This window comes from Arthrobacter zhangbolii, assembly GCF_022869865.1.
In the GTDB taxonomy this organism is placed as follows: domain Bacteria; phylum Actinomycetota; class Actinomycetes; order Actinomycetales; family Micrococcaceae; genus Arthrobacter_B; species Arthrobacter_B zhangbolii.
Genome location: NZ_CP094984.1, coordinates 3,112,696 through 3,131,667, shown reverse-complemented (window position 1 = coordinate 3,131,667; position 18,972 = coordinate 3,112,696). Strand labels below are relative to the sequence as shown.

The 18,972-nt window shown below is 67.3% G+C and carries 15 protein-coding genes; 9 read left to right on the top strand and 6 right to left on the bottom strand.

Going from position 1 to position 18,972, the window contains the following annotated elements; translation table 11 throughout:
• Positions 1-88 precede the first annotated feature (88 nt).
• The 3 genes from MUK71_RS14570 to MUK71_RS14560 form a co-directional block, all read right to left on the bottom strand.
• The gene (locus MUK71_RS14570) at positions 89-688 is read right to left on the bottom strand and encodes an HdeD family acid-resistance protein (RefSeq protein WP_227902801.1); all 600 of its coding nucleotides are present in this window, start codon (positions 686-688) and stop codon (positions 89-91) included.
• Positions 689-766: 78 nt separating this feature from the next.
• Complete coding sequence (locus tag MUK71_RS14565; RefSeq protein ID WP_227928443.1) at positions 767-1,591, bottom strand: SGNH/GDSL hydrolase family protein; 825 nt, start codon at positions 1,589-1,591, stop codon at positions 767-769.
• Positions 1,592-1,631: 40 nt separating this feature from the next.
• On the bottom strand, positions 1,632-2,342 hold the full coding sequence (locus MUK71_RS14560; protein ID WP_244802786.1) for a phosphoribosyltransferase: 711 nt from the start codon (positions 2,340-2,342) through the stop codon (positions 1,632-1,634).
• Between the two features lie 123 nt (positions 2,343-2,465).
• Here MUK71_RS14560 and MUK71_RS14555 point away from each other — a divergent pair, with 123 nt between their 5' ends.
• The 5 genes from MUK71_RS14555 (at position 2,466) to MUK71_RS14535 (ending at position 8,598) form a co-directional block, all read left to right on the top strand.
• Complete coding sequence (locus MUK71_RS14555) at positions 2,466-3,218, top strand: SDR family NAD(P)-dependent oxidoreductase (protein WP_227928445.1); 753 nt, start codon at positions 2,466-2,468, stop codon at positions 3,216-3,218.
• A gap of 136 nt (positions 3,219-3,354) precedes the next feature.
• Positions 3,355-4,320, top strand: a complete 966-nt coding sequence (locus tag MUK71_RS14550) for an ATP-grasp domain-containing protein (RefSeq protein WP_227902797.1) — start codon at positions 3,355-3,357, stop codon at positions 4,318-4,320.
• A 206-nt stretch (positions 4,321-4,526) separates the two neighbouring features.
• Positions 4,527-6,227, top strand: a complete 1,701-nt coding sequence (locus tag MUK71_RS14545; protein ID WP_227902795.1) for a long-chain-fatty-acid--CoA ligase — start codon at positions 4,527-4,529, stop codon at positions 6,225-6,227.
• A 385-nt stretch (positions 6,228-6,612) separates the two neighbouring features.
• The gene (locus MUK71_RS14540) at positions 6,613-7,701 is read left to right on the top strand and encodes a YsnF/AvaK domain-containing protein (protein WP_227902794.1); all 1,089 of its coding nucleotides are present in this window, start codon (positions 6,613-6,615) and stop codon (positions 7,699-7,701) included.
• 456 nt (positions 7,702-8,157) lie between these two features.
• A complete protein-coding gene (locus MUK71_RS14535) occupies positions 8,158-8,598 on the top strand; it encodes a hypothetical protein (RefSeq protein ID WP_227928446.1) in 441 nt (146 codons plus the stop codon).
• 330 nt (positions 8,599-8,928) lie between these two features.
• Here the strand turns inward: MUK71_RS14535 and MUK71_RS14530 are convergent, their stop codons facing one another.
• Positions 8,929-9,828 (bottom strand): LysR substrate-binding domain-containing protein, encoded by a 900-nt coding sequence (locus MUK71_RS14530; protein WP_227902792.1) that lies wholly within the window; start codon positions 9,826-9,828, stop codon positions 8,929-8,931.
• Between the two features lie 140 nt (positions 9,829-9,968).
• Here MUK71_RS14530 and MUK71_RS14525 point away from each other — a divergent pair, with 140 nt between their 5' ends.
• Positions 9,969-13,436, top strand: a complete 3,468-nt coding sequence (locus tag MUK71_RS14525) for a proline dehydrogenase family protein (protein WP_227928447.1) — start codon at positions 9,969-9,971, stop codon at positions 13,434-13,436.
• 34 nt (positions 13,437-13,470) lie between these two features.
• Here the strand turns inward: MUK71_RS14525 and MUK71_RS14520 are convergent, their stop codons facing one another.
• Positions 13,471-15,093 carry an AMP-binding protein gene (locus MUK71_RS14520; RefSeq protein WP_227928449.1) on the bottom strand — a complete coding sequence of 541 codons (1,623 nt, stop codon included), beginning with the start codon at positions 15,091-15,093 and terminating at the stop codon, positions 13,471-13,473.
• A 148-nt stretch (positions 15,094-15,241) separates the two neighbouring features.
• Here MUK71_RS14520 and MUK71_RS14515 point away from each other — a divergent pair, with 148 nt between their 5' ends.
• Positions 15,242-16,003 carry an SDR family NAD(P)-dependent oxidoreductase gene (locus MUK71_RS14515; protein ID WP_227928451.1) on the top strand — a complete coding sequence of 254 codons (762 nt, stop codon included), beginning with the start codon at positions 15,242-15,244 and terminating at the stop codon, positions 16,001-16,003.
• Positions 16,004-16,035: 32 nt separating this feature from the next.
• Here MUK71_RS14515 and MUK71_RS14510 read toward each other — a convergent pair whose 3' ends face one another.
• A complete protein-coding gene (locus MUK71_RS14510; RefSeq protein ID WP_227902784.1) occupies positions 16,036-16,275 on the bottom strand; it encodes a hypothetical protein in 240 nt (79 codons plus the stop codon).
• Positions 16,276-16,389: 114 nt separating this feature from the next.
• Here MUK71_RS14510 and MUK71_RS14505 point away from each other — a divergent pair, with 114 nt between their 5' ends.
• Both MUK71_RS14505 and malQ read left to right on the top strand, forming a co-directional pair.
• Positions 16,390-16,722, top strand: coding sequence for a DUF6221 family protein (locus tag MUK71_RS14505; protein WP_227902781.1), 333 nt, complete (start codon positions 16,390-16,392; stop codon positions 16,720-16,722).
• A gap of 69 nt (positions 16,723-16,791) precedes the next feature.
• Positions 16,792-18,969 carry a 4-alpha-glucanotransferase gene (gene malQ, locus MUK71_RS14500; RefSeq protein ID WP_227928452.1) on the top strand — a complete coding sequence of 726 codons (2,178 nt, stop codon included), beginning with the start codon at positions 16,792-16,794 and terminating at the stop codon, positions 18,967-18,969.
• Positions 18,970-18,972 lie beyond the last annotated feature (3 nt).

Below are 18,972 nucleotides of genomic sequence, written 5' to 3'. Positions count from 1 at the left end.
TGCAGGTTAGCGCTGTGTTAACACCGGCTGGGTGTCTGCTGTAAGAACGCTGGATGCTGTGTGCACCGCGGGGACAGGGGCTGGCAGGCTATGCCGTGCGCGGCAGCCCGCGGCCGAAGGTAAATGCCCGAATCAGCTGGAGGGCGCCAAGGACGATCAGGAAAATGCCGCCGTAAATCACCAGCACGGCAAGGGAGCCCAGCGGCAGGATCAGCACCGCAATTCCGGCGAGGATGCTGAGGATGCCCAGCACAATGGCGAACCAGCGCGAGCCCCCGCGGTCGGACTCGGCCAGGCTCATGACGCCCTCCACGATCCAGGCGATGCCCAGCAGCAGTGCGAGCGCAGTCAGGGTTGCCGCCGGATTCCGGATGGCAATAACGCCAACCACCAGCAGGGCCAGCCCTACAAGAATGTTCAGGATCTTCAGGCCGACGCCGATTCCGGTAAAGATGCCCAGCAGCACACGGATAATGCCGGCAACCAGGAAATAGAGCCCAAAGAGAAAAGCGAGGACCTCCAGTGTCGCTCCGGGCCAGAAAAGGACCAGCAGGCCAAGAATTACGGATACCAGGCCGGTGATTCCCAGCCCGATGCGGATCCCGCGGATGGCGGATCTGGCAAGATTCAGGGCGTCCAATGCAAACCCGTTGTCCTGACGATATGAACTGCTTCCTGATGCGGACATGCTTAGGACCTCCAGAGAGATTGCCCCCACGGACCGGCTGGACCCGCCTCAAGTATCCGCCGGGCACGCCCTGCTTCTCTAGGGAGCGGCGCCGGAACCCGTCAGCTCAGCCCCGATCATTGCGGCCACGGCCGCCATGCCTTCCGTGTTTGGGTGAAAGGGCAGCGGGCCGCCCGGCCGCGGACGGATGCCCGCGGTGGTCCAGGGGTCATCGGACCAGGCATGGTGGTCCGCACCCGCAGCGGCTACCGGAACCAGAGTTGCCCCGGTAGCCGCGGCCGCACGCGCCGTTGCACCGGCCAGATGCGTAAAGAACCTCCGCCCGGACGCTGCCTGCCGGGTACTCATCCGCGGCACACGGACCACGGGGTCCGGCGGCAGCACGGGAAGGTACTGGACAAAAAGGACCCGTGCCCGCGGCGCGCGCCGGCGGACCAGTTCGCCCACCATGGTGAGGGAGGCTTCGAGCAGAACCAGCTGCCGGTCCAGGCCCCCGGTGCCGAGCCGCTGCAGTCCGCCTGCCAGCCCGGCGAGCCGGGCCGGACCGGGCGGCAAACCGGCGGCCACCAGACCCATGACGTAGCCAATGTCATTGCCGCCCACAGTGATGGTGACCAGGTCCGTGTCCGGGGTCAGCGCGTCCGCCTGGGGCGGTTGGCCGTATTGCCGGCGGTAGAGAATGTCCGCAGTGACCGCCCCGGAACTGGTGACGTCGGTGAGCATCAGGTCCAGCGCGGACGCCAGGCGGTGGGGATAGTTCGCGTCGGTGCGGCGGGCGCCGGGCGCTGAGCGGGGGACCGGAATCCCCAGCCCCGGGCCGGCAGCGTAGGAGCTGCCCAGGGCGACATACCCGGCACCGGAGAAGTTCGGACGCGGCTGTGCACTGCTCTGCTGGGTCTCCATAAGCGGACAGTCTGCCCGTGCGCGTTCCCAGCGGCCAGAGTTACTGCAGCCACGGAGGTCCGCCCACCCCCAGAAAGGCCCGGACCTCCGCGTCCGTGGTCTCCGGAAAACTGTCATAGGCCAGTCCGACGGCGTCCAGTCCGCTGTGTGCCCACGGCACCACGACGTCGTCGGCCAGCGACGCCGGGATGTCCGCTGCGCTGCCGCAGGCCACGGGGGCGGCAGCCACCAGCCAGGCCGGGGCCAGCCGGCGGACCACCCCCAGCGCCGCGCGCATAGTGGAGCCGGTGGCCAGGCCGTCATCCACCAGGATCACTGTTGCCCCCGGCACCGCCCGCACCGGGGTTCCGGGCCGGAACAGCTCTTCCCGCCGCCGCACTTCGGCCAGCTCTTCCTCGGCGGCAGCCTTAAACATTGTGTCCGCCCGGCTGCTGCGGCTGCGCCAGTAGCTAAGCACGTCATGGTTCCGCACCACTCCGGTGATTCCCGCTATCCCGGCGACCGCCCCGGCGGCGAGCTCGGGCTGCAACGCATATCCGATTTTGCGGACCACCACCACATCCAGCGGGGCGTCCAGGGCGGCCGCCACCTCCGCTGCCACCGGCACACCGCCGCGGGGCAGGCCCAGCACCAGCAGCTGGGGTGCATCGGCATAGGCCGTCAGCGCTGCGCCCAGCTGACGGCCGGCATCGGTGCGGTCCCGCCATCCGTGCGGGGGGACGGGGCCTGGAGGGGTGGCGGATTCCGGCATGGGGCCCATTTCCGGCAGGTGGTGTTTTCTTCACGCTAGGCCCGCGCCGGGAGGGCGGCAAGCCCGTTCGGGAAGGAGCCTGCCGCGTTGCCAAAGCTGCAGGGACATAGCAAAGTGGCGGCTATGACGCAGACAGCAGTAATCACAGGGGCAACCTCCGGCATCGGTGCGGAATTCGCCCGCCGTCTGGCCGAACGCGGCTACAACCTGGTGCTCACCGGCCGGGACACCGGGCGGCTGGCGGATGCCGCCGCACGGCTCGCGGAGCAATACTCGGTAAAAACGGAATACATCGGGGCGGACCTTTCCACCGAGGACGGCGTGGCCGCCGTGGCCCGGCGGGTGCAGGAGCCCGACGTCCGGATCCTGGTGAACAACGCCGGCTACGGGTTGAAGAACGACTTTGCCCGGAATGACCTTGATGCCGAGGTGGACCACCTCAATGTGCTGGTGACGGCTCCGTTGAAGCTCAGCCATGCGGCGCTGAACGCCATGCAGGCGGGCGGCGGCGGCCGGATCATCAACGTGGCCTCCCTTGCCGGCCTGCTGCCGCGCGGGACCTACAGTGCCGCCAAGGCGTGGCTGATCAACTTCAGCCGCTGGGCCAACATCTACTACAAGGACCGCGGCATCACCGTCACCGCCGTGTGCCCGGGATTTGTGCACACCGAGTTCCACCAGCGCATGCAGATGGACAAGAGCGTCTACCCCAAGTGGATGTGGCTGCAGGTTGAGCAGGTGGTGCGTGAGGGGCTCGCCGATGCCTTTGCCGGGAAGGGTATGTCCATCCCCTCCAGGCGGTACCGGGTAGTGGCGGCCGTGAGCAAGCTGGCGCCGCAGACGCTGGTAGCCAAACTCGCCGGCAGGGGACGCTAGGCCGCTTCCGGGCGCCCGCCCCCGCCGTCGTGCAGCGTCACACGGGCTGGCGGGAGAACGACGGCGGGCCTAGGGTGGCGGTGCGCCCCACCGGGACGCGTCAGGACCAACGAGTACACCGGCGAAAGCGAACCCCATGAGCACCCCCACGGTTTATGCCCTGCATGAGAATCCCGAATGGTTTCCGCCCTTTGCGCGCGCCTTCGAGGCAGAGGGGATCCACGTGGAGGAATGGCTGCTCACCGACGGGGTGCTGGACCTGGACGCCGTACCGCCGGAAGGGATTTTCTGGTCCCGGATCAGTGCCTCCGCGCATACCCGCGACCACGGGCTGTCCAAGGACTATGCCCGCTCCGTGCTGTCCTGGCTTGAGGCGCACGGCCGACGCACGGTGAACGGCCGCCGCGTGCTGGAGATGGAAATGAGCAAGGTGGACCAGCTGACCGCGCTGCGCGCTGCGGGCATTGACACCCCGCGCACCGTGGCAGCGGTGGGCCGCGACCAGATCCTGGCGGCTGCGAAGGAATTTGAAGCCCCGTTCATCCTCAAGCACAACCAGGGCGGCAAGGGCCTCGGGGTGCGGAAGTTCGAGTCGCACGGCGAGCTGGCGGATTACGTTGCCTCGGAGGAGTTCGAGGAACCTGTGGACGGCATCACCCTGGTCCAGGAATTCATTGTTGCCGCCGAACCCTTTATTACCCGGGCGGAGATTGTCGGCGGCGAGTTCATTTACGCGATCCGGGCGGATACCGCCCGCGGCGGCTTCCAGCTTTGCCCGGCCGACGCCTGCGCCATTGACCCGGTCACCGGCCGGCCCGTGATGCCCCCGGGGGCCACCATCGCCCCCGACGCAGACACCCAGCTGTTCAGCCTGCGCGAGGACTTCGACTCGCCGGTGATCGCCAAGTACCTGGACTTCGCCCGGCGCAACGGGATTGAGGTCTGCGGCATCGAATTCATCGAAGCGGCCGACGGCCGGCTGCTCACCTATGACGTGAACACCAACACCAACTACAACGCCGCCGTTGAGGCGGTGGCACCCCGGTCCGCGCCGCGGGCGCTGGCCAGGTACCTCGCCGGCCTAGCCGGCCAGGACGCCTAGCCGGCCAGGACGCCTAGCCGCCCGGCTCCCGGCGCCGCCAGCCCGGCGCTTCTGCGCCACTTCTCCGCCACTTCTGCGCCACTTCTCCGCCACAGCAGGTGTGATCTGCGCCGGAAGCGGGCACCAGGGTGGGCCCGGCCTCGTTTTTTATCTCCGGAAGCGGTGCCTCGATATAGTCGTTGTTAGCCAAACTAAGGAGCCTATCCATGTCCGCTGCTGCCGAATCTGTGTCTGAACCGCTGTGGGTGAAGAACTATCAGAGCGGTGTTCCGGCGCAGATTGACCTGCCCACGGAATCCCTCACCGCCATGATGGAAGACGCGGTGGACCGTTTCGGCAGCAAGGTGGCACTGGAATTCTTCGGCGCTGAGACCACTTACAAGGAGCTGGGCGACCGGATCAACCGGGCCGCCGAAGGCCTGCGCCGCCTGGGTGTGCGCAAGGGCCACCGCGTAGCCGTCATCCTGCCCAACTGCCCGCAGTACCTCATTGCGTTCTACGCCGTGCTCCGCCTGGGCGCCGTCGTCGTCGGCCACAACCCGCTGTACACCGAGCGGGAACTGCGCCACCAGTTCGAAAACCACGGTGCCAAGGTCGCCATCGTGTGGGACAAGGTGGTGGAGAAGGTCCAGGACTTCCCGGACGACGTCGCTGTGGACACCATCGTGGCCGTGAACATCACCAAGGCCATGCCGCGGCTGAAGCGGATGGCGCTGACCCTGCCGCTGCCGTCGGTACGCCGGACCCGCCAGGGACTGACGGCGAAGACGGAAAACACCCTGGCCTGGGAGGAGCTGCTGGACACCGCTCCGCTGGCGAAGGACCATCCGCGCCCCAAGGTCACCGACCTGGCGGCACTGCAGTACACCTCTGGCACCACCGGTGTGCCCAAGGGGGTAATGCTCACGCACTTCAACCTGCGCTCGAATGCCCTGCAGGGCAAGGCCTGGATGCACGGAGCGCAGGAGGGCAAGGAAGTCATCTACGGTGTCCTGCCGATGTTCCACGCCTTCGGCCTCACCCTGTACCTGACCTTCTCCGTGCTCACCGGCTCGAGGCTGGTGCTTTTCCCCAAGTTCGATGTGGATCTGGTGATGACCGCGGCGAAGAAGTCCAAGCCCACCGTCTTCTGCGCCGTGCCGCCCATCTATGAAAAGACCGCGCTGGAGTCCAAGAAGCGCGGTGTGGACCTCTCCACCATCCGCTACGCCATTTCCGGCGCCATGACCCTGCCGGCAGCCACGGTGCAGCTTTGGGAAGAGGTTTCCGGCGGGCTGCTGGTGGAGGGCTACGGCCTGACCGAATCCTCGCCCGTGGCACTGGGCAACCCCTTTGCCCCTTCCCGGCGCAACGGCACCATCGGCGTTCCGTTCCCCAGCACCGAGATGCGCGTGGTGGATCCGGAAGCTCCGGAGAACGATGTGGATCCCGGCACCCCCGGCGAACTGCTGATCCGCGGACCCCAGGTGTTCGCCGGATACTGGAACAATCCCGAAGGCAGCGCAGAGGTACTGCTCGACGGCGGCTGGCTGCGGACAGGGGACATCGTCACCGTTGATGAGGACGGGTTTGTGAAGGTGGTGGACCGGCGCAAGGAACTGATCATCACCGGCGGGTTCAACGTCTCCCCGACGGAGGTGGAGGAAGTGCTGCGCACCCACCAGCTCATCCTCGACGCCGCCGTCGTGGGACTGCCCCGCGCCGACGGAGGCGAGCAGGTGGTGGCCGCCGTCGTACTCCAGGAAGGTGCGGAACTGGATGAGGCCGCCCTGCGCGCCTACTGCCGGGAACGGCTTACCCCCTACAAGGTGCCGCGGAAGATCCTTGCCATCGAGGAGCTGCCCAAGTCCATGCTCGGCAAGGTGCTGCGCCGGCAGGTCCGCGACAGCCTGCTGAAGGACGCATAGGCTTTCTTCTCCCGGGCGGGCGGGTCGCCTGACTGTCTGCGCCCCTCCTGCCTGTGCCCGGTTGCCCGCGCCCGGCTGCCCGCGCGGTTGCCCGCGCCCCGTTGCCCGTGCCTGGTTGCTTGTGCGGTTGCCCGTGCCGTCCTGCCTGTCCTGCAGAGTGCCCGTCCCCCGGACGGGCACTCTGGCTCTCCGGGCTGCCGGTACCTATTGACGGGGTCCCGGCAGCGGGTTGGAATTGTAAGTGGGCTTGGTATCTGCCAGGTCCCTTCCAAACCAACTGGCCGCCGGGATGCACGTGGACAAGCCAGCGTCCCCCTCCTGCGGTCTGTGGTGAACCGCCGCCGGTCAACCGACTCGGCGGATTCGCTGTCGCGAGGAGAACACGATGATCACGAATCAGCAGGTCGAAGGGCTTATGGCCGGGTCCGGCAATGTGCTGGGCCCCAACGGTGACAGGATCGGCTCGGTCGGCACGTTCTACCTGGATGACCAAACGGACGAGCCGGCCTGGGTCACGGTGAACACCGGTCTTTTCGGTACGTCGGAAACGTTCATTCCCCTCACCGAAGCAAGCGTTGACGGTGTTGACGTCCTGGTGCCGTATTCCAAGGAAGAGGTCAGGAACGCGCCGCACATCGACAGTGACGGCTCCATCAGTCCGGAAGAGGAAGTGACCCTCTACCGGTACTACGGGTTCGCCTACGACGACGGTTCGAGCGAGTCCATCACTGAAACGGAGACGATTTCCGCCGACGACGGGACCATGGGTGGACGCGACACCATGACGGACAGCGGTTCCGGATCGGACAGTGACACCGGCTTCGGCAGTGGCAGCGGAACCGGCGTTGGCAGCGGCACTGGCGTTGGCGGCGGAACCGGCAGCGGGACCGAGTCGGGTCGCGGCATGGACGCCGGGCTGGTCTCTGACGAGCGTACTGCCGACACCTCGAGTGGCGCGGGCACGTCAGACCTTTCGGATCAGTCCCGGTCCGGAGCCAACATCGATGACGCCATGACCCGGTCCGAGGAGCGCCTGAACGTTGGCACCGAAAACCGTTCCGTGGGCAAGGCTCGGCTGCGCAAGTACATCGTGACGGAAACGGTGACCCAGCAGGTTCCGGTCAGCCACGAGGAGGTCCGGATTGAGCGTGAGCCCATCACGGATGCCAACGCGGGTGACGCCCTTTCCGGTGCCGAGCTGACCGAGGATGAGCACGAGGTCACCCTGCATGCCGAGGAACCTGTGATCTCCAAGCACACCGAACCGGTGGAGCGTGTGCGGCTGGAGACCGAGACCGTCACGGATACGGAGAGCATTTCCGAGGAGGTCCGCAAGGAGCAAATCGATACGGATGTAGACGAGACCAACATCCGGCGAGGCACATCGGGCGGGTCCGGCTCCGGCGGCTCAGGCGGTTCGGGTTCCGGGGGTTCGGACTCCGGCAGCTCGGGCAGCTCCGGCGGCAGCCGCTAGTACGGTTTCACCGCGTGTAGTTATCGGTTTCACCGCGTGCAGCCACAACGGCGCACAGCCACAGCGGCGTAGAACCGCAACAGCGCAGAGCCACAGCGGCGTAGAACCACAGCGGCGGGTCCTGGGTTTCCCGGGGCCCGCCGTTTGCTGCGTTCCCCTCCCGCACGGAGGGAAAAATCGACCGGTTTGGTGAATTCCGACGGTTTGGTGGATTTCGGATGGTTTGAACCGTGCGGATAAGCCCAAACAGTGCGAAAAAATCTGAACCGTGCGGAAAACATGCCGGGCAGGCGAACCCGCATCGTGCCTCAGGCAACGCGTTCCGCGATCAGCGACTGCAGTCCCAATCGGCGCAGCGCACGGCTGGAGTCCAAGCTCCGGCCTAAGGGTTCTGGGTTAGGCTGGGGCAACTGTCCACGGAGCCCGGGGGAACCTATGCGAAAAACCGCTGCCAACATGGCCCTTGCCCTGATGCTGCTGACCGGGTGCAGTTCGGCAACGGAAGAAGCCTTACCCGCTGCAGCGCCGTCGGATTCCTTCCCGGCCGCCCCTTCTGTAACCCCGGTAGCCTCGGCGAAGGATCCGTTGGAGGAATCCTGCCGCAAGCTCGCCGGACCGGAGAGCAAAGCGCCGCTTTCCCAGGCCGTCTATTTTGTCAGAATCCAGGAGGGCACCTACGGATTCAATGCGCCACCGGAGAGCGCCCGCACAGTGGCGATGCAGATCCGCAGCATCGCCGCCACCGCGCCGGAGGGCTTGAACGTGCAGTTGGAGGAGTTCATTTTGTCCTTGGGCACGGCCATTAGCGCTGCGGAAAGCCCGGATGCCGCCTCGGGATTCGATATGTTTGCGTGGCAAAGCACCATTGCCGACATTCAGGCAACGTGTGGGCTCTAAGGGCAGCTGAGTCCGTCCGGCAATAACCTCAGTCCTCCCGGGGAATCGGGGACACAAGCCACCGGAAACCCTGCCGCTTTGTGGTTTCCCTGCGCGTTTGGGAAATCCCTGCCGGTTTGCGGAGGAGCGATGTCCCAAACCGGCAGCAGAAACCCGAACCGTGCGGAAAACCCCATCCCGGCAGACGGAGGCGCCCAAACCCCATCCCGGCAGACGGAGGCGCCCAAACCCCCACCGGCAGACGACGCGCGGAACCCCCACCGGCAGACGACGGGCGGAACCCCCATGAGCAGACGAACCCGCACCGGCCCTTACGCCACCAGCCGGGCCTTACGCCACCAGCCGGGCCGTCCGCTCCAGGACCTCGCGGCAGGCCCGGATGGCGGGACGGCGGCTGCCGGCTTCCCGGACCGACGTGAAGATGGTCCGCCGGGGCATGCCGGGCAGGTCCAGCAGCCGCACGGTGGGGGTGCGGCCGGTCCACACCAGTTCGGGCATCAGGCCGACGGCGTTGCCGGACTCAATCAGCCGGATCTGCGCCTGCAGGTCTGCCGTTTCATAGCGGACATCCGGTTCGAAGCCGGCCTGGCGGCAGGCCTGCTCCGCCCAGTGCCGGGAGGCCGCTCCGCGGGGCTCCATCACCCAGGCGCAGGAGGCGGTGTCGGCAATGGACCGGATATCCGCTCCGCCCAGCCGGTCCTCGGGTACGGCGAGCTGGATGGCGTCAGTGGTGAGCTGCATCCTGTCCAGCCCCGGATACCGGGGAGCAGCATGTCCGGGATACTGTTCCGCGATCACCAGATCAAAATCCCGTGCCCAGGTTTCGTACAGCGCCGTTTCCGGTTCGCGCTGGGTCATTTCGATCCGCACTTCGGGGTAGTCCCGCCCCAGGATGGTGAGAGCATCTGGAACCAGGGCCAGTGCCGCGGACTGGAAAACCGCCAGCCGCACCGTACCGGTGACCGTGGTCAGGGACTCCGCCAGATCCGCCTCCGCACGTTCCATTGAGTCCAGGATCTGCGCGGCATGATCCACCAGGATCTCGGCCTGTGGGGTCAGTGTGACCCGCCGTCCGGTTTTGCGCAGCAACTCAACGCCCACCTCTTTTTCCAGCAGCGCCAGCTGCTGTGAAACCGAGGACGGGCTGAAGTTCAGGGCGGTGGCAACCGAGGCCAAAGTGCCCCGGACCTTCAGCTCGCGCAGCAGCCGCAGGCGGCGGATATCGAGCATGCAGAGCACCCCTTCGATTGTTCGGAAGACCTAACCGGTATTGGTGGGAAAAGATCGCTTTATCTAATTGAACTACAAGCGGATGATTGGTCAGTACCCCGGGGGGATAGCCACTTGTTAGACGAAAAGAGCACCAGCTTATGACCGAAATCTTTGAGGACCGCGACGTCGCCGGCGCAGTCCCCAATCCGCAGCTCGCAGAGCAGTCCGTGGCACTTGTGCGCCGCTGGCTTACCGAGGCTGCAGCCGTCCCCGTGGATGCCTCGGCAGCACAGCTGGCCGGTGTCCTGAAGGACCCTGACGGCCTCGGTTTCACCGTGGGTTTTGTGGACGGCGTGGTCCGTCCCGAAGACATCCGCGTGGCCGCCCGCAACCTCGCGGCCCTGGCCCCCCGCGTACCCGGCTTCCTGCCCTGGTACATGCGCGCTGCCGTGCGCGCCGGCGGCATCCTCGGCCCGGTCATGCCGCAGGTGGTTATCCCTGCCGCCCGCAAGGTGCTGCGCGAAATGGTGGGCCACCTGATTGTGGACGCCACCGATGCCAAGCTCGGCAAGGCCATCGCCGGCATCCGCAAGGAGAACATCCGGCTGAACATGAACCTGCTGGGCGAGGCCGTCCTGGGCCAGCACGAGGCAGCCCGCCGGCTCGAGGGCACCCACGCCCTGCTGGCCCGCGACGACGTCGACTACGTCTCCATCAAGGTTTCCGCCACGGTGGCCCCGCATTCCCCCTGGGCCTTCACCGAAGCGGTGGAACACGTGATCGAGTCCCTGACCCCGCTCTTCCGCCGTGCCGCGCAGTCACCGGTGAAGAAGTTCATCAACCTGGACATGGAAGAGTACAAGGATCTGGAGATGACCATGGCGGTCTTCACCGGCATCCTCTCCAACCCCGAATTCAAGGACCTGGAAGCCGGCATTGTGCTCCAGGCCTACCTGCCGGACGCCCTCTCGGCCATGATCCGGCTGCAGGAATTCGCCGCCGCCCGCCGTGCCGATGGCGGCGCCGCCATCAAGGTGCGCGTGGTCAAGGGTGCCAATCTGCCCATGGAGCAGGTCGAAGCCTCCCTGCACGGCTGGCCGCTGGCCACCTGGCACACCAAGGCAGACAGCGATACCAACTACAAGCGCGTGATCAACTACGCCCTGCACCCGGACCGGATCGGCAACGTGCGGATCGGCGTGGCCGGACACAACCTCTTCGACGTCGCCTTCGCCTGGCTGCTCGCCGGGGAACGCGGCGTGCGGGACGGCATTGAATTCGAAATGCTGCTGGGCATGGCCGCCGGCCAGGCCGAGGTGGTACGCCGCGACGTCGGCAGCCTGCTGCTCTACACCCCGGTGGTGCACCCGGCGGAATTCGACGTTGCCATCGCCTACCTCATCCGCCGGCTCGAAGAAGGAGCCAGCTCCGAGAATTTTATGTCCGCCGTCTTCGAACTGGCGGAGAATGAAGCACTCTTCGAGCGCGAAAAGCTGCGCTTCCTGGCCTCGGTGGAGAACCTGGACACCACGGTGCCGGCTCCGCACCGCGTGCAGGACCGCACCCTGCCCGCCGCAGCAGCCGCCACGGACAGCTTCGACAACACCCCGGACAGCGACCCGTCGCTGCCCGCCAACCAGGCCTGGGGTCGGAACATCCTCTCCCGGGTGCCCGGCTCCGAGCTGGGCAAGGCCGCCGTGGCTGCCGCCGCCGTCGGCACCGAAGCCGAACTGGAAACCGTCATCGATACAGCGGTAACCAGGGGCAAGGCCTGGGGTGCGCTCAGCGGTGCCGAGCGCGCCGAAGTGCTGCACCGTGCCGGTGAGGTCCTGGAGGCCCGCCGCGCGGATCTGATGGAGGTTATGGCTGCCGAGACCGGCAAGACCCTGGACCAGTCGGACCCCGAGGTATCCGAAGCCATCGACTTCGCGCACTACTACGCCGAACTGGCCCGTGAGCTGGACACGGTCGAAGGCGCCACCTTTGTGCCGTCCCGGCTGACCGTGGTCACCCCGCCGTGGAACTTCCCGGTCGCCATCCCTGCCGGCTCCACCCTGGCCGCGCTGGCCGCCGGATCCGCCGTCGTCATCAAGCCCGCCCGCCAGTCCGCCCGCTGCGGCGCCGTCATGGTCGAGGCGCTGTGGGAAGCAGGTGTGCCCCGCGACGTGCTGCAGATGGTGCAGCTGGGCGAGCAGGAACTGGGCCGCCAGCTGATCTCCAACCCCGCCGTGGACCGCGTGATCCTCACCGGCGGTTACGAGACCGCCGAACTGTTCCGTTCCTTCCGCCCGGACCTGCCGCTGCTGGCAGAGACATCCGGCAAGAACACCGTGATCGTCACCCCCAGCGCGGACTTCGACCTCGCCGCCCGCGACGTCGCCGCATCCGCCTTCGGCCACGCCGGGCAGAAGTGCTCGGCCGCGTCACTCGTGATCCTGGTGGGTTCCGTGGCGAAGTCCCCGCGCTTCCGCAACCAGCTGGTGGACGCAGTGCAGTCCCTGAAGGTCGGCTACCCGGAGGATCCCACCACGCAGATGGGCCCGGTCATTGAACCGGCCGCCGGCAAGCTGCTGCGCGGCCTCACCGAGCTCAGCGAGGGTGAGACCTGGCTGCTGCAGCCCGAACAGCTCGATGACAGCGGCCGGCTGTGGAGCCCGGGCATCCGCACCGGTGTCCGCCGCGGCTCGGAATACCACCTCACGGAGTACTTCGGCCCGATCCTGGGCGTGATGACCGCCGCGACGCTGGAAGAGGCCATCGACATGGCCAATGACATTGACTACGGCCTCACCGCGGGACTGCACTCGCTGGACCCGGCGGAAATGGATGTCTGGCTCAACCGCATCCAGGCGGGCAACCTGTACGTGAACCGCGGAATCACCGGCGCCATTGTCCGCCGCCAGCCGTTCGGCGGCTGGAAGAAGTCCGCCGTGGGCGCCGGCACCAAGGCCGGCGGCCCGAACTACCTGATCGGTCTGGGCAACTGGGAAACCGCGGCAGGCACCGGGGCCCCGGAGCTGGGCACGGAAAGCACCGCCGCACGGCTGGTCTCGGCTGCGGAATCGGCCGGTACGGTCTTCGACGCCGCCGACGCCGCCGACGCCGCGTTCCTGCGCCGCGCCGCCCACAGTGACGCCGCTGCCTGGGCAGCGGAGTTCGGCACCGCGAAGGACGTTTCGGCACTGTCCGCCGAGCGCAACGTCTTCCGCTACGTGCCGGTGCCGGTGACGGTCCGCCTCTCCGAGGGCGGGTCCGCAGCTGAACTGGTTCGGGTCCTGGCCGCTGGCGTGACCGCAGGATCGGCAGTGACGGTCTCCTCCGCGCTCGACCTGCCCGCCGGTGTCCGCGCCGTACTCACCGAACTCGGCATCGGGTTCACCGTGGAGAGCGACGCCGCGTGGCTGGCCTCAGCCGCCGCGCTGACCTCCGGCCGGGTCCGGCTGATCGGTGGATCCCCGCTGGCGCTGGCCGAAGCCACCGGCGGTACCCCGGATATCGCCGTGTACGCCCAGCCGGTTACCGAAGCGGGCCGGGTGGAGTTGCTGCCGTTCCTGCATGAACAGGCCGTCAGCATCACCGCGCACCGCTTCGGCACGCCGAACCACCTTTCGGACGCGCTGATCTAGCTCCGCCTGAGGTTGCCCGGCAGGCCGGCCAACCTCAGGAACCGGACGCCGGGTGGGAAGCACGCAGCAGGAAACGCTGCAGCTTTCCACTCGGCGTTTTTGGCAGTTCGGCAACAAAATGCACCGTCCGCGGATAGGCATGCGCGGCGTACTGCGTCTTCACCAGCTGCTGCAGCTCCGAGGCCAGCTCCGGCGAGCCGGAACCGGACCGCAGCACCACGTATGCCTCCAGGCGTTCCCCGCGCAGTTCGTCCGGTACGCCGACCACCGCGCTTTCCGCGACGTCGGGGTGGGTGGCCAGAACCGATTCCACTTCAAACGGCCCAATCCGGTAGCCGGCCATAATGATCACGTCATCGTCCCGGGCGGAGAAATAGGTGTAGCCCTGCTCATCCCGGGAACCGGTGTCCCCGGTGAAGTACCAGCGCCCGTCGCTGCTGTACCGCTCGGCGCTCTTGTCCGGATTGTCCGTGTAACCGCTGAACCACATCAGCGGACTGGCGGGCACGTCGATGGCCACCCGGCCCTTCGCGCCCGCCGCTGCGGTTTCCTCGTCCTCGAGATTGAGGACCTCGGTGCGATAGCCCGGCAACGCGTGGCCCATGGAGCCGGGCCGGATCTCCCGGTTCACCGATTCCTCCCAGCCGTTAACAATGCACATGCCCATTTCGGTCTGCCCGTAATGGTCCCGGATCACGGTGCCCAGGGTGCGCCCGGCCCAGCCGATGGTCTCGGCGTCGAGCGGTTCACCGGCACTGGAGGCACGCTGCAGGGACAGCTGCCCGACGCCGTCGGGCGCCTCCGCGCGCAGGGAGCGGAAAATGGTGGGCGCGGCGGCGAAATTGGTCACGGCGAAGCGGTCCAGGATGTCCCAGCAGAGCTTCGCGTTGAAACCTCCGCGCAGCAGCAGGTTGCGCCGCCCTGCCGCCAGCGGTGCCAGGATCCCGTAATAGAGCCCGTAGGCCCAGCCGGGATCGGCGGCGTTCCAGAACACGTCATCCTCCCGCACGTCCAGTCCGTAGTGGAAATAGGCGGAAAAGGCGTCCAGCGCCTTGAGCGGTACGGGCACGCCCTTGGGGTCCCCCGTGGTGCCGGAGGTGAAGATTTCCACCAGCAGCTCAGCCGGGTCAAGCACGGCGGGTGCCAGTCCCGGCTGCTCGGCGAGCAGCAGCTCGTCCCAGTCCCGTGCCTCCACCGGGCCGGTAGTTCCCCGACCGGCGGCATTACCGCCGTCGCCACCCGCGGTCAGCACCGTCAGCCCCAGGTCCTGTACCAGGGGCGTCACCTTGTCCAGCTGCCCGGCGTCGGCCAGTACTACCGCGGCGCCGCTGGCCGCCAGCCGGACCTGAATGGCGGGGGTGGCAAAGGCGGTAAACAGCGGCACGTGGACGGCGCCCAGGCGCCACAGGCCCAGCAGGGCGGTTACCAACTCGGCACTCTTGCCCATCAGGGTGGCCACCCGGTCTCCCCGGCGTACCCCGAGCCGGGCGAAGGCGGCAGCGGCCCGTTCGGAGCCTTCCCGCAGTTCGCCGTAGGTCAGGTCCACGGACGTGAGATCCGGATCAATAACGGTAAAGGCCACCGCGTCCGCCGGGTGGCGGTCGCACAGCAGGACGGCAGGGGCCACCGGCCCCGGGACAGTACGGGAAAAGGACATAAAAGCAGCTCCGTTCCATCAGATGTGCCACGGATCACTCCACGGCCATGGTGTCCATGCTAGGTGAGGGAGCTTTTGAAGCGGACATTGTGTTTCCTCCACTGCCCGGTTCATGATGGCTGTCGCAGGCCAACCCCGGGAGGTCCCCATGGAGCCCATGCTCATCGGCAGGAACGCGGTCATTTACGGCGGAGGCGGGGCCATTGGCGGTGCCATAGCGCAGGCCTTTGCCCGGGAAGGTGCCCGGGTGTTCCTTGCCGGCCGCACGGCGGAACCGCTCGAGGCAGTTGCGGAGCGCATCCGCCGGGCCGGGGGAGAGGTTCAGACGGCATTGCTGGACGCCACCAATGAGAGCGCCGTCAACCGGCATGCCGATGATGTGGCCGCCGCGGCGGGCAGCCTGGACATCTCCGTGAACGTTATCCAGCACGGGGATGTGCAGGGCACCCCCATGGCGGAGATGGCCCTGGCGGATTATCTGCGTCCGGTCTCTACCGCCGTGCAAACCCTGTTCCTGACCGCCCAGGCAGCGGCCCGGCACATGATGCGCCAGCGTTCGGGGGTGATCCTGGTGTTCGGCGGCTCCGGGAACCCGGTGCCCGGGATGTACCTGGGCGGACTCCAGACGGCGTTCGAAGCCATGGAGTCCATGCGCCGCCAGCTCTCCAGTGAGCTGGGTCCGTTCGGTATCAGGGTGGTGACACTGCGCTCCGGCGGCATTCCGGAAAGCCTGCCGGAAAACATGGAAGGCGCCGGCGAAATCGCCGACGCCATCACCACCGCCACCATGCTGGGCCGCGCCGCCACCTTGGACGAGGTCGGCTATGCAGCGGCGTTTGCCGCTTCCGACCGGGCTGCCAGCATGACAGCTGCAACTTTGAACATAAGTGCCGGAAGCCTCATCGACTGACGCATCCGGGCACGCAGGGGACCGGAAGGACCCTAGGCAGGGATCTTCCAGAGGGTGAAATCATCCATGCTGAGTGCGGTCCGCAGTCCGCTGGATTCATCCCGGATCCAGACCGTGGACAGACCGGGGGCCGTGTCCTGGACCTCACCGTGGAAATAGGTTTCGCCACCGCTGCGGGCTTCTATGGTGTCCCCGCGGCGAAGGGTACGGATGCTGCGCACGCGCTTGGCGCGGGCAGTCGTGGGCGGAGTGGGAGCGTTAGCTACCGGCAAAAGGCGCCTCCTGAGATTGTTGATATTTATGCCAACAGACGTATACCCATAAAATATTCCCGATCACGCATAGGACCCTCTCGCTGGGGCGCCCCCGGCCGGTAAGCTTCGGCCATGGATATCGTGGATTTCCTGGTCACACGCTTCCAGGAGGACATCTCCGAGGCCCGCAAACTACTCGCATCTTCCAATGTTTCCCTCTCCGACCGCTGGTACGAAGAGCGTCTGTTGAAGGAATGCGAAACCAAGCTCATGCTCATCGAGATCATCGGGGGCGCCCGCCGCCATGCCCTCTCGCGCATGGTCCTGGAAGAGGATGACGACGAGGATCCACGGTTCCGCGAGGAACTGGAATGGACCCGCCTGGCACTCTCCGCACTGGCGGCCGTCCACGAGGACCATCCGGATTTCCAGGACGGCTGGCGGCTCACGCAGGAGAGTCCCTAGCCGGTTCCGGCATGCCCGCAGCCGGAAGCTGCGGATGCGGCGGCCGGACAGGGGCCATAGATTGGGTGCATGAGTGAAACGCCAAACACCCAGTCCGCCCCCATAACCGGCGACCCGCTCCACCGGCTTGCCGGCCTGCACAAAGTTGCGACCACGTTCACCGGATGGGACGGGGCCGAGCAGCAGGTTTCGGAGAAGACCCTGCGCAGTGTCCTCACCGCACTCGGGCTCGCCGTGGACACAGAGCAGGACCTGCTCCGGTCCCTTGCCGAGTCGGAGACGGCCGCCTGGAAGCGTCCGCTGCCGCCCACCGCCGTCGTCCGTCGCGGCCGGCCCGGCGCTGTGCCCGTACACCTGCCCCGGGACACCGCAGCGAAGCTGCGCATCCGGCTGGAGGACGGCAGCGAACTCAGCCTGGACTGGCCTGCGGAGGCCGACGCGGAACTCGACGTGGAGGGCGCGGTCCTGGCCCGCACACAGGTTCCCCTGCCGAGCGGCCTGCCGCTGGGATGGCACCGGCTGGAGCTGGAAGCCGGAGAGACCCGTGCCGCCTCGACCCTGGTAGTGACCCCGGACCGGCTGGACACCGCGGACGCCCTGCAGGAGCAGCCGGCGTGGGGGCCGCAGGCCCAGCTGTACTCGCTGCGCTCCCGCCGCTCCTGGGGCATTGGGGATCTGACGGATCTGGCGGACCTCGCCGCCGTCGTCGGCGCCGACTACAACGCCGGGTTTGTGCTGATCAACCCGCTCCACGCCGCGGAACCCGTTCCGCCCATTGAACCCTCGCCCTATCTGCCCACCACCCGCCGGTTCTTCAACCCGCTGTACATCCGGGTGGAGGCGGTACCGGAATTCGCCTACCTCGGTGACGCGCAGCGGAAAGCTGCAGGGGAGGCGGCCCGTGCCCTCTACCCGGCCAACTCCTCCGCCGAGGAGCTGAACCGCGACGCCACCTACGCCGCCAAGCTGGCGGTGCTCCGCGACGTGTTCGCTGTGGAGCGCACGCCTGGACGGCAGCGCCAGTTCGAGGCATTCAAGGCCGACGCCGGGCAGGGCCTGGAGAACTTCGCCCGCTGGTGCGCCCTGGCCGAAGACCTGAAGCCCGGCGCCCCGGAATGGAACGACGCCACCGGCCCGGACAGCGAGTACGTGCTGGCGCAGCTGCCGCGGCTGCAGGACCGGATCGAGTTCTTTAAGTGGCTGCAGTGGATCTGCGACGAGCAGCTGGAGAACGTGCAGCGGGCCGCCAAAAAGGCCGGCATGGGCATCGGCATCATCCACGACCTGGCCGTGGGCGTGCACCCCGGCGGTGCCGATGCGTGGATGCTGCGCGACGTACTGACGCAGGGCATCTCCGTGGGCGCCCCGCCGGACATGTTCAACCAGCGCGGCCAGGACTGGAGCCAGCCGCCGTGGCACCCGGGCCGGCTGGCCGAATCCGGCTACGCCGCCTACCGGGACATGATCCGAACCATCCTCCGCCACGCCGGCGGCATCCGGGTGGACCACATCCTGGGCCTGTTCCGGCTCTGGTGGATTCCGCAGGACGCGGAGTCCCCCGGCGAGGGCGCGTACGTGTACTACGACCACGAGGCGCTCATCGGCATCCTGGCGTTGGAAGCCCAGCGGGCCGGCGCCGTCGTTATCGGCGAGGACCTGGGTGTTTTCGAACCGTGGGTGCAGGAGTACCTGGCCGAGCGCGGGGTGCTGGGCACCTCGATCCTGTGGTTCGAGCAGACCGAAGACGGCCCGCGTGCCCCCGAGGAGTACCGGGTGGGTGCGCTGACCAGCGTGAACACCCACGACCTGCCGCCCACCGCGGGGTACCTGGCGGGCGAACACGTGAACCTGCGCGAATCCCTGGGCCTGCTCAACCGGCCGGTGGAAGAAGAGCGCCGGGCGGACACTGAGGCGCAGGAAGCCGTGCTGGCCGTCCTGCGTGAACGCGGGCTGCTGCCCGCGGATGCCTCCGGGCAGACGGCGGGACAGCTTGAGGGGGAGGAAGTGCAGCGGACCGTGGAGGCGCTGCACCGGTTTGTGCTGCAGACCCCGTCGGTGCTCCTGGGAGTGGCGCTGGCGGACCTGGTGGGGGAGAAAAAGACCCAGAACCAGCCCGGGACCGCCGATGAGTATCCGAACTGGCGGATACCCCTCAGCGGCCCCGATGGTGAAGCGGTGCTGCTTGAGGACCTGGAGCACAACGAACGGTTCCGTTCCCTGGCGGCCCTGATGCAGGAAGGCCTCTAAGCC

Excerpts from the sequence above, each read along its gene's own strand:
- MUK71_RS14570 (WP_227902801.1), bottom strand. The coding sequence starts at position 688 with ATGTCCGCATCAGGAAGCAGTTCATATCGTCAGGACAACGGGTTTGCA.
- MUK71_RS14565 (WP_227928443.1), bottom strand. The coding sequence starts at position 1,591 with ATGGAGACCCAGCAGAGCAGTGCACAGCCGCGTCCGAACTTCTCCGGT.
- MUK71_RS14560 (WP_244802786.1), bottom strand. The coding sequence starts at position 2,342 with ATGCCGGAATCCGCCACCCCTCCAGGCCCCGTCCCCCCGCACGGATGG.
- MUK71_RS14555 (WP_227928445.1), top strand. The coding sequence starts at position 2,466 with ATGACGCAGACAGCAGTAATCACAGGGGCAACCTCCGGCATCGGTGCG.
- MUK71_RS14550 (WP_227902797.1), top strand. The coding sequence starts at position 3,355 with ATGAGCACCCCCACGGTTTATGCCCTGCATGAGAATCCCGAATGGTTT.
- MUK71_RS14545 (WP_227902795.1), top strand. The coding sequence starts at position 4,527 with ATGTCCGCTGCTGCCGAATCTGTGTCTGAACCGCTGTGGGTGAAGAAC.
- MUK71_RS14540 (WP_227902794.1), top strand. The coding sequence starts at position 6,613 with ATGATCACGAATCAGCAGGTCGAAGGGCTTATGGCCGGGTCCGGCAAT.
- MUK71_RS14535 (WP_227928446.1), top strand. The coding sequence starts at position 8,158 with ATGGCCCTTGCCCTGATGCTGCTGACCGGGTGCAGTTCGGCAACGGAA.
- MUK71_RS14530 (WP_227902792.1), bottom strand. The coding sequence starts at position 9,828 with ATGCTCGATATCCGCCGCCTGCGGCTGCTGCGCGAGCTGAAGGTCCGG.
- MUK71_RS14525 (WP_227928447.1), top strand. The coding sequence starts at position 9,969 with ATGACCGAAATCTTTGAGGACCGCGACGTCGCCGGCGCAGTCCCCAAT.
- MUK71_RS14520 (WP_227928449.1), bottom strand. The coding sequence starts at position 15,093 with ATGTCCTTTTCCCGTACTGTCCCGGGGCCGGTGGCCCCTGCCGTCCTG.
- MUK71_RS14515 (WP_227928451.1), top strand. The coding sequence starts at position 15,242 with ATGGAGCCCATGCTCATCGGCAGGAACGCGGTCATTTACGGCGGAGGC.
- MUK71_RS14505 (WP_227902781.1), top strand. The coding sequence starts at position 16,390 with ATGGATATCGTGGATTTCCTGGTCACACGCTTCCAGGAGGACATCTCC.
- malQ (WP_227928452.1), top strand. The coding sequence starts at position 16,792 with ATGAGTGAAACGCCAAACACCCAGTCCGCCCCCATAACCGGCGACCCG.